This is a genomic window from Pseudomonas sp. PS02303, assembly GCF_029959925.1.
Lineage (GTDB): Bacteria > Pseudomonadota > Gammaproteobacteria > Pseudomonadales > Pseudomonadaceae > Aquipseudomonas > Aquipseudomonas mandelii.
Window position 1 is genome coordinate 1 of record NZ_JASCOM010000209.1, and the last position, 10,247, is coordinate 10,247.

Here is a 10,247-nt window from a genome sequence, read left to right on the forward strand (position 1 = left end):
GGCTCGCTCCCACAGGTGTCTGATGCGCGCCATAGATCCAATGTGGGAGCGAGCCTGCTCGCGATAGCGGTTAATCAGGCAACAGAAGTCTTGCGGACTTAGCGCACCGCTTCGAACAACCCCGTCGCCCCCATCCCGCCACCCACGCACATGGTGACCACGCCATACCGCAAGTTGCGCCGCTGCAACTCACGCACAATGTGCCCGACCTGACGCGAGCCGGTCATGCCGAACGGGTGGCCGATGGAAATCGAGCCGCCATTGACGTTGTACTTGTCGTTATCGATTTCCAGGCGATTGCGGCTGTACAGGCACTGCGACGCAAACGCTTCGTTCAGCTCCCACAGATCAATGTCAGCCACCCGCAAACCCTTGGCCTTGAGCAATTTCGGCACCGAGAACACCGGACCGATGCCCATCTCGTCCGGTTCGCACCCGGCCACCGTGAAACCACGGAAGAACGCCTTGGGCTTGAGACCCAGCGCCAGGGCTTTTTCCAGGCTCATGACCAGCGTCATCGAAGCGCCATCGGACAATTGCGACGAGTTACCCGCCGTGACCGAACCGTCTTCGGCAAATACCGGTTTCAGCCCGGCCAGGCTTTCCAGTGTGGTGTCCGGGCGGTTGCAGTCGTCGCGGCCGACGATCCCGTCGAGGATCTGCACCTGGCCGGTGACCTTGTCTTCAACCCGATACTTCACCGCCATCGGCACAATTTCATCATCGAACAAACCAGCGGCCTGAGCCTGGGCCGTACGCAGCTGACTCTGCAGGGCGTACAGATCCTGTTCCTGGCGACTGACGTCGTAACGACGTGCAACGATTTCAGCAGTCTGGCCCATCGGGAAATAGAGGCCCGGCACCTGCTCTTTCAGAAGCGGGTTGATCAGGTGATCGGTGTTGACGCTTTTCATGGTCAGGCTGATCGACTCGACGCCACCGGCCACGATGATGTCGCTGCAGCCCGACGCGATCTGGTTGGCGGCGATGGCGATGGCCTGCAAGCCCGACGAGCAGAAACGGTTGAGGGTCATGCCTGCGGTGCCGATACCCAGGCGTGACAACACCGCGACGTTGCGACCGATGTTGTAGCCCTGCGCGCCTTCGTTGGAGCCCGCACCGACGATGCAATCCTCGACACTGGCCGGGTCGATGCCGGTGCGCGCCAACAAGGCATCGACGCAATGCGCCGCCATGTCATCCGGACGGGTCTGGTTGAACTTGCCGCGAAAGGATTTGGCCAGGCCGGTCCGCACGCTGTCGACGATCACCACTTCACGCATGGCATACCTCATTGTTGTTATCGGTTGGGAGTGGACCGAGCATAAGTCCACCCCATAACCGACCGCGACAATCATTCACCCCGCGTATGCGTAACCATCGGCTCACGACTTGCGTTTTTTGGCCTTCTTGTCGTGCTTGTCGGATTTTTCGAACGCGGCTTCCAGCGCCAGGTTGATCGTGCGCAGGACCTTGACCCGGGCCCAGCGCTTGTCATTGGCCTCCACCAGCGTCCATGGCGAGATTTCCGTGCTGGTGCGGTCAACCATGTCGCCGACGGCCGCGCGATAAGCGTCCCACTTGTCCCGATTGCGCCAGTCGTCTTCAGTGATCTTGAAACGCTTGAAGGGAATGTCTTCACGGGATTCGAAACGCTCCAGTTGCGTTTCCTTGTCGATGGCCAGCCAGAACTTGACCACGATGACGCCCGATTCGGAAATCTGCTCTTCGAAGTCGTTAATCTCGCTGTAGGCCCGCAGCCAGTCGGCGGGCGGACAGAGTTCTTCGACGCGCTCGACCAATACCCGGCCATACCACGAGCGATCGAATACGGTGAATTTGCCCTTGGCCGGAATGTGCCGCCAAAAGCGCCACAAATACGGTTGCGCCCGTTCTTCCTCGGTGGGCGCGGCAATCGGCACAATGCTGTACTGACGTGGATCGAGCGCCGCGGCCACGCGCCGGATTGCACCGCCCTTGCCCGCCGCGTCATTGCCTTCGAACACAGCGATCAAGGCGAATTGGCGCATGCGTTTGTCACGCATCAGACCCGAGAATCGCGCCTGCTCGGTAATCAGTTGTTCTTCGTAATCTTCCTTGTCCAGACGCTGGCTCAAGTCGAGGCTGTCAAGCAAGTTGAGCTGATCGACATGGATCGGCAGCGGCGCAGCGTTGACCTTGGCCGGATGGATTCTGGATCGTTTCAAGGCACTTTGCAGGCCTTCGAGCAGGATCTTGCCCACCGCCAGACTGCGGTAATGCACATCCACGCCTTCAATCACATGCCAGGGCGCGTAGTCGCGGCTGGTGCGCCGCAACACGCGCTCGCCGTACTTCACGAACTTGTCGTAAGTCCGGGATTGTTGCCAGTCCAGCGGACTGATGCGCCAGCTGTGCAAAGGGTCATCGGCGAGTGCCTTGAGGCGCGCCTTCATCTGCTTCTTGGAGAGGTGAAACCAGAACTTGAAAATCAGCGCGCCTTCGTCGCAGAGCATCTTTTCAAAGCGCTCCGACTGGTTGATCGCCTGATCCAGTACCGCGTCCTTGAACAGTCCATGGACCCGGCCCTGGAGCATCTGGCTGTACCAGTTGCCGAAGAAAATCCCCATGCGCCCCTTGGCCGGGAGCATCCGCCAGTAGCGCCAGGCCGGAGGTCGCGCCAGCTCTTCATCGGTCTGCTGATCGAAAGTGCGGACTTCGATAAGACGCGGGTCCATCCATTCGTTGAGCAACTTGACCGTCTCGCCCTTCCCGGCGCCTTCAATGCCGTTGATCAGGACGATCACCGGAAAGCGCTTTTGCTGTTGAAGTTCGAACTGCGCTTCGAGCAACGCTTCACGCAGTGCCGGTTCTTCAGCGTCGTAGGTTTCTTTGTCGATGGCGTGACCGATTTCAGCAGATTCGAACATGGACGACTCCCTTTCCTGATTGCGCCAAGACTAGCGGATTGGGCTGTCCGTCATCACAGAAAATTCCTTGGCGGTCGGCTTTTTGTGGCGATTGCCTGCGGCACCACTACCCGACACTGCCATGGATCAGGCATCACCACCTCGATCAGCTAGAATGGCCGCCTTGCCGTTGCCGAGCCTGCCATGAAACCTGTATTGCCTCACGCCCAACTCGACTGGGACGACCAGGGTCGCCCGTATTCGCGGGTGTTCGACGATGTCTATTTTTCGGACAAATCAGGCCTTGAAGAAACCCGCTACGTATTTCTCGAACAGAACGGTTTGCGTGAACGCTTCGCCGCGCTGGCCGACGGCGGTCGACTGGTCATTGGCGAAACCGGTTTCGGTACCGGGCTTAACTTCCTCTGCGCCTGGCAGTTGTTCGAACAGCACGCCGTGGCCGGTGCGCGCCTGCACTTTATCAGTGTCGAAAAGTACCCGCTGAGCCAGCCAGACCTGCAGCGTGCGCTGGCTTTGTGGCCGGAGCTCAAGCCGTTTGCCGATCAATTGCTGGCGCAATACGTGGCGATCCATCAAGGCTTCCAGCGAATGGTCTTGGACAACGGGCGTGTGACCCTGACGTTGCTGATCGGCGATGCGCTGGAGCAATTGCCGCAACTGGACGCGCAGGTTGATGCGTGGTTTCTCGACGGTTTTGCCCCGGCGAAAAATCCCGACATGTGGACCGCCGAGTTGTTTGCCGAACTGGCTCGATTGGCAGCGCCCGGCTCGACCATTAGCACGTTCACCAGCACCGGTTGGGTGCGCCGTCTGTTGAACGCGGCGGGTTTCAAGATGAAGCGCACGCCCGGCATCGGTCACAAATGGGAAATCCTGCGCGGTGTGTTTCTGGGCTGGCCTGCAGAAACCCCCACGCCTGTCGTTGCGAAACCCTGGTTTGCCCGCCCAACGCCGTTGACCGGCGAACGTCACGCCTTGGTGATTGGCGCAGGACTGGCCGGTTGCGCCACCGCCGCCAGCCTGGCGGCACGGGGCTGGCAAGTCAGTTTGCTGGAGCGCCACGATGCGCTGGCACAGGAAGCGTCGGGCAATCCACAGGGCGTGTTGTACCTCAAGCTCTCGGCCCATGGCACGGCCTTGTCACAGTTGATTGTCAGTGGTTTCGGTCACACCCGGCGTTTGCTTGAGCACTTGCACCGAGGCGTCGACTGGGACGATTGCGGTGTGCTGCAACTGGCCTTCAACGCCAAGGAAGCCGAACGTCAGGCACAACTGGCGGCGGCGTTTCCCGAGGATTTGCTGCACACACTCGATCAGCAACACGCGCAGATCCGCGCGGGCATCGCGTTGCAATCGGGTGGCCTGTTTTACCCAGAAGGCGGCTGGGTGCATCCGCCCGCCCTGTGCGCATGGCAAGCGGCGCATCCGAATATCCGGTTCCTGCCCCATCACGATGTACTGGAACTGCGTCGTGTCGAAGGGCAATGGCAAGCGTGGGAGGGTCACAAGCTGCTGGCCAACGCAGCGGTGGTGGTGCTGGCCGGCGCCGCCGAGATCAAGCGTTTCGACTTCAGCAGCGACTTGCCGCTCAAACGGATTCGTGGACAGATCACCCGCCTGCCTCAAACACCTGCAAGCCAGAGCCTGAGCACCGTGGTATGTGCCGAAGGTTATGTCGCGCCGGCCCGCCTGGGTGAACACACCCTGGGTGCCAGTTTTGATTTCAACAACGACGACCTGACGCCCACCACGGCCGAGCATGCCGGCAACCTGCAGATGCTCGAAGAAATCTCGGTGGATCTGGTCGCCCGACTCGGCGCAGAGGCCCTGCGACCCGAGGCACTTGAAGGTCGCGCGGCGTTCCGCTGCACCAGCCCCGACTACCTGCCAATTGTCGGCCCTTTGTCTGATCGCCAGGCCTTCGCCGACGCCTACATCGCCCTGAGCAAGGACGCCCGGCAAACGCCAGACACCCCATGTCCATGGCTGGACGGTTTGTACGTCAACAGCGGCCACGGCTCACGAGGGCTGATTACCGCGCCGTTGTCAGGCGAGTTGCTCGCGGCCTGGCTCGACAACGAACCGCTGCCTTTACCCAGAGCCGTGGCCGAGGCGTGCCATCCGAATCGTTTCGCCTTGCGGCGCCTGATCCGGGGTAAATGAATCCGCATTCTGACGGTTTAATTGATCGATCTATCGGGTGCGGACCGGCGTTTTCGGCTGAAGGCGCCTCCCTGCACATTCCCTCTTATTACTTATCGATCTAAAACTCCCGCGATCCCACCGGGTCAGTTTCTGAGTACCCGCCGTTTTTGGCGGGTATCGATTGACCCTCCCCAACGGAAAAACCGGTAAGGACTTTATGTGCGGATTAGCTGGCGAGTTACGCTTTGATCATCAACCTGCGGACCTTGCAGCCGTTGAACGAATCACCCATCACCTGGCCCCTCGTGGCCCTGACGCGTGGGGCTTCCACAGCCAGGGGCCGATTGCCCTGGGCCACCGTCGCCTGAAAATCATGGACCTGTCGGACGGTTCGGCGCAGCCGATGGTCGACAACCAATTGGGTTTGTCCCTGGCCTTCAATGGCGCGATCTACAACTTCCCGGAACTGCGCACCGAACTGGAAAGCCTCGGTTATTCCTTCTATTCCGGTGGTGACACCGAGGTGCTGCTCAAGGGTTATCACGCCTGGGGCGAGGCACTGCTGCCGAAACTCAATGGCATGTTCGCCTTCGCGATCTGGGAACGCGACGCCAAGCGCCTGTTTATCGCGCGTGACCGTCTCGGCGTGAAGCCGCTGTACCTGTCGCGCACCGGCCAGCGCCTGCGCTTTGCCTCGGCACTGCCGGCGTTGCTCAAGGGCGGCGACATCAACCCGATCCTCGATCCGGTGGCACTCAATCACTATCTGAATTTCCACGCCGTGGTCCCGGCACCGCGTACCTTGCTGGCCGGCATCGAAAAACTGCCACCGGCCACCTGGATGCGCATCGAAGCGGACGGCACCACTGAGCAGAAAACCTGGTGGACCCTGCCTTACGGCCCACGCGCCGACGAGATGAACCTGACGCTCGAAGACTGGCGTGACCGTGTACTCGACAGCACCCGCGACGCGGTGGCGATCCGTCAACGTGCGGCCGTGGACGTCGGCGTACTGCTGTCGGGCGGTGTCGATTCGAGCATGCTGGTGGGTCTGTTGCGTGAAGTCGGCGTGGAAAACCTGTCGACCTTCTCTATCGGTTTCCAGGATGCCGGCGGCGAACGTGGTGATGAGTTCCAGTACTCGGACTTGATCGCCAAACACTACAACACGCAGCACCATCAACTGCGCATCGACGAGAAAGAGATCATCGAACAACTGCCCGCGGCGTTCCGCGCCATGAGCGAGCCGATGGTCAGCCATGACTGCATCGCCTTCTACCTGCTGTCACGGGAAGTGGCCAAGCATTGCAAAGTGGTGCAGAGCGGCCAGGGCGCGGACGAGTTGTTCGCCGGCTATCACTGGTACCCACAAGTCGATGGCGCCGCCGATCCGTACGCGGCCTATCGCGATGCGTTCTTCGATCGCAGCTACGAGGATTACGCCGCCACCGTGCAACCGAAATGGCTGACGGCCAATGACGCTGCCGGTGACTTCGTGAAGGAACATTTCGCACAGCCCGGCGCCGAGGCGGCGGTGGATAAAGCCCTGCGTCTGGACAGCACGATCATGTTGGTGGACGACCCGGTCAAACGTGTCGACAACATGACAATGGCCTGGGGCCTGGAAGCGCGCACACCGTTTCTCGACTATCGCCTGGTGGAATTGTCGGCCCGGGTGCCGGGCAAATTCAAACTGCCGGACGGTGGCAAGCAAGTCTTGAAAGAGGCTGCTCGACTGGTCATTCCAAGCGAAGTGATTGACCGCAAGAAAGGTTACTTTCCGGTGCCGGGCCTCAAGCATTTGCAGGGCGATACGCTGAACTGGGTGCGCGAACTGCTGCTCGATCCAAGCCAGGATCGCGGCCTGTTCAACCCGGCCATGCTCGACCGCCTGCTGACCGATCCGCAAGGCCAGTTGACCCCGTTGCGCGGCTCCAAGCTGTGGCAATTGGCGGCGCTGAACCTGTGGCTCAGTGAACAAGGAATCTGATCGATGAAACCCCACGCCACGGCTTACAGCCAACGCTTGTTGCGCGGTCAGTCCCCCTCCTATGAACGTTTGCAGGCACGGCTGGCCGAAGACGGCAGTGAACTGGGCGCGGCGCCGATTGCGGTGCATTGCGGCTGGGGCCGGTTGCTGATCGGCCATACCTTCCCGGACGCGGCGAGCCTGGCGCAAGAGTTGCTCAACGAGCAGCCAGGTGAGCGCGACATCGCCTTGTATGTGGCGGCACCCCAGCAAGTGTTGGGGCTGGAACCGGCGCAACTGTTCCTCGACCCTTCCGACACCTTGCGTCTTTGGTTCAGCGATTACCGTCAGTCAACCCGGGTGTTTCGCGGTTTTCGCATTCGCCGGGCGCAAAGCGAGACTGATTGGCAGGCGATCAATCAGCTGTACCAGGCGCGCGGCATGTTGCCCATTGATGCGAATTTGCTGACGCCGCGACATCAGGGCGGCCCGGTGTATTGGCTGGCCGAAGATGAAGACAGCGGCGCGATCATCGGCAGCGTCATGGGTCTCAACCATCACAAAGCGTTCAACGACCCGGAGAACGGCAGCAGCCTGTGGTGCCTGGCGGTCGATCCGCACTGCTCGCGGCCGGGCGTCGGTGAAGTGCTGGTGCGGCATTTGATCGAACACTTCATGAGCCGTGGGCTGAGTTACCTGGACCTGTCGGTGTTGCATGACAACCGCCAGGCGAAAAGTCTCTACGCCAAGCTCGGTTTTCGCAACCTGTCGACTTTCGCCATCAAGCGCAAGAACGGCATCAATCAGCCGCTGTTTCTGGGTCCTGGGCCTGAGGCCGATTTCAACCCCTATGCGCGGATCATTGTCGAGGAAGCCCATCGACGCGGCATCGATGTGCACGTCGATAATGCCGACGCCGGGATGTTCACCCTCAGCCATGGCGGACGCCGGGTGCGTTGCCGCGAATCCCTGAGCGACCTGACCAGCGCCATCAGCATGAGCCTGTGCCAGGACAAAAGCCTGACGCACAAAGTGCTCAAGGCCGCCGGTTTGAACCTGCCCTCGCAGCAACTGGCCGGCAACGCCGACGACAACCTGGCGTTTCTCGACGAGCACGAGCGGGTGGTGGTCAAGCCTTTGGATGGTGAGCAAGGTCAAGGCGTCGCGGTGGATTTGCGGACGATTGAAGAGGTCCAGCAAGCCATCGAATCAGCCCGGCAGTTCGACAGCCGCGTGCTGCTGGAAAGTTTCCACGAAGGTCTCGATTTGCGAATTGTAGTGATCGGTTTCGAGGTGGTCGCCGCGGCGATTCGCCGGCCTGCGGAGGTGGTGGGCGATGGTCAGCATTCCATCGGCGCGCTGATCGAAGCGCAGAGTCGGCGTCGGCAGGCGGCCACCAGCGGTGAAAGCAAAATCCCGCTGGACCATGAGACCGAGCGCACGCTGCAGGCGGCGGGTTATGACTACAACAGTATTCTGCCGGCCGGTGAGCATCTGTTCGTCAGGCGTACGGCAAATCTGCATACCGGTGGCGTTCTGGAGGATGTCACGGCGATCTTGCATCCGACCCTGATCGATGCCGCCGTACGGGCTGCGCGGGCGCTGGACATTCCCATGGTCGGGCTCGACCTGATGGTGCCTGCCGCCGATCAACCGGAATACGTGTTTATCGAAGCCAACGAACGCGCCGGGCTGGCCAACCATGAACCGCAGCCGACGGCCGAGCGGTTTGTGGATTTGCTGTTTCCGCACAGTCAGCCGGCAGTTTCCTAGTCACGGGTCGGCTGGACTGACGCCTTCGCGGGCAAGCCTCGCTCCTACAAACAAACGCGTATTACCTGTAGGAGCGACGCTTGCTCGCGAAGGTGCCAGGTCAGGCACCCAACTTTTCCCTCATCGAAACCATCGATGTTCTTTACTCATCAGGAGTTTCCATGACCAGCAAAATTCCCGAACCGGATCTCAATTACCTGCAAAAAGTCCTGCTGGAAATGCTCGCCATTCCCAGCCCGACCGGCTTTACCGACACCATTGTGCGGTACGTCGCCGAACGCCTTGAAGAATTGGGCATTCCCTTTGAGATGACCCGGCGCGGCACCATCCGCGCCACGCTCAAGGGCAAGAAAAACAGCCCGGACCGTGCGGTCTCCGCTCACCTCGACACCATCGGCGCCGCGGTCCGCGCGGTGAAAGACAACGGTCGCCTGACCCTCGCCCCGGTCGGTTGCTGGTCCAGTCGTTTTGCCGAGGGCAGCCGCGTCAGCCTGTTCACCGACAACGGTGTGATTCGCGGCAGCGTGTTACCGCTGATGGCTTCCGGGCACGCATTCAACACCGCCGTAGATGAATTGCCGATCAGCTGGGATCACGTTGAGTTGCGTCTGGACGCTTACTGCGCCACCCGCGCCGACTGCGATTCCCTGGGGATCAGCGTGGGCGATTTCGTCGCCTTCGACCCGCTGCCGGAGTTCACCGAAAGCGGTCACATCAGCGCCCGTCACCTCGACGACAAGGCGGGTGTTGCGGCGCTGCTGGCGGCGATGAAAGCGATCATCGACAGCGGTGAGGAGTTGATGATCGATTGTCATCCGCTATTCACCATCACCGAGGAAACCGGCAGCGGCGCGGCGGCTGCGTTGCCTTGGGACGTCAGCGAATTCGTCGGCATCGACATCGCGCCGGTTGCGCCCGGCCAGCATTCCAGCGAACACGCGGTGAGCGTGGCGATGCAGGATTCCGGCGGGCCTTACGACTATCACCTGTCGCGGCACTTGCTCAGGTTGGCCAGTGAAAACGAGTTGCCGGTGCGCCGCGACCTGTTTCGCTATTACTTCAGCGATGCGCATTCGGCGGTCACCGCCGGGCACGACATCCGCACCGCCCTGCTCGCCTTCGGCTGCGATGCCACTCACGGTTACGAGCGCACGCACATCGATAGCCTGGCGGCGCTGAGTCGTCTACTCGGCGCCTACATTCTGAGCCCGCCGGTATTTGCCAGTGATGCGCAGCCGGCAAAGGGCTCGCTGGACCGGTTCAGTCATCAAATCGAGCACGACACGCAGATGGAAAGCGATACGCGGGTGCCGTCGGTGGATAGTCTGGTGGGGCAACGAACAGACAGCTGATCCGGGCTTTTTTATCGTTTGAGAGATCGCCTTCGCGGGCAAGCCTCGCTCCTACAGGTTATGTGTCGATGCGCGAAACCTGTAGGAGCGAGGCTTGCC

At 60.9% G+C, this 10,247-nt stretch carries 6 protein-coding genes; 4 read left to right on the forward strand and 2 right to left on the reverse strand.

The features are described from left to right. Positions 1-98: 98 nt before the first annotated feature. Entirely contained in the window at positions 99-1,283 is a 1,185-nt protein-coding gene (locus QMX98_RS27535) for a thiolase family protein (protein ID WP_282411669.1), read from the reverse strand. 102 nt (positions 1,284-1,385) lie between these two features. After that, positions 1,386-2,909: a polyphosphate:AMP phosphotransferase gene (gene pap / locus QMX98_RS27540; protein WP_077747970.1), complete on the reverse strand. Its 1,524-nt coding sequence runs from the start codon at positions 2,907-2,909 to the stop codon at positions 1,386-1,388. Positions 2,910-3,092: 183 nt separating this feature from the next. Here pap and mnmC point away from each other — a divergent pair, with 183 nt between their 5' ends. The 4 genes from mnmC (at position 3,093) to QMX98_RS27560 (ending at position 10,148) form a co-directional block, all read left to right on the forward strand. Then, on the forward strand, positions 3,093-5,072 hold the full coding sequence (gene mnmC, locus QMX98_RS27545; protein WP_282411670.1) for a bifunctional tRNA (5-methylaminomethyl-2-thiouridine)(34)-methyltransferase MnmD/FAD-dependent 5-carboxymethylaminomethyl-2-thiouridine(34) oxidoreductase MnmC: 1,980 nt from the start codon (positions 3,093-3,095) through the stop codon (positions 5,070-5,072). Positions 5,073-5,271: 199 nt separating this feature from the next. Further along, the gene (locus QMX98_RS27550) at positions 5,272-7,044 is read left to right on the forward strand and encodes an N-acetylglutaminylglutamine amidotransferase (protein ID WP_282411671.1); all 1,773 of its coding nucleotides are present in this window, start codon (positions 5,272-5,274) and stop codon (positions 7,042-7,044) included. 3 nt (positions 7,045-7,047) lie between these two features. Continuing rightward, on the forward strand, positions 7,048-8,796 hold the full coding sequence (gene ngg / locus QMX98_RS27555) for an N-acetylglutaminylglutamine synthetase (protein ID WP_010461747.1): 1,749 nt from the start codon (positions 7,048-7,050) through the stop codon (positions 8,794-8,796). A 161-nt stretch (positions 8,797-8,957) separates the two neighbouring features. Continuing rightward, entirely contained in the window at positions 8,958-10,148 is a 1,191-nt protein-coding gene (locus QMX98_RS27560) for an osmoprotectant NAGGN system M42 family peptidase (RefSeq protein WP_010461749.1), read from the forward strand. The last annotated feature ends 99 nt before the right edge of the window (positions 10,149-10,247 follow it).

What these genes read in the sequence shown, in the direction of transcription:
- QMX98_RS27535 (WP_282411669.1), bottom strand. Translation starts at nt 1,283, where the DNA reads ATGCGTGAAGTGGTGATCGTCGACAGCGTGCGGACCGGCCTGGCCAAA.
- pap (WP_077747970.1), bottom strand. Translation starts at nt 2,909, where the DNA reads ATGTTCGAATCTGCTGAAATCGGTCACGCCATCGACAAAGAAACCTAC.
- mnmC (WP_282411670.1), top strand. Translation starts at nt 3,093, where the DNA reads ATGAAACCTGTATTGCCTCACGCCCAACTCGACTGGGACGACCAGGGT.
- QMX98_RS27550 (WP_282411671.1), top strand. Translation starts at nt 5,272, where the DNA reads ATGTGCGGATTAGCTGGCGAGTTACGCTTTGATCATCAACCTGCGGAC.
- ngg (WP_010461747.1), top strand. Translation starts at nt 7,048, where the DNA reads ATGAAACCCCACGCCACGGCTTACAGCCAACGCTTGTTGCGCGGTCAG.
- QMX98_RS27560 (WP_010461749.1), top strand. Translation starts at nt 8,958, where the DNA reads ATGACCAGCAAAATTCCCGAACCGGATCTCAATTACCTGCAAAAAGTC.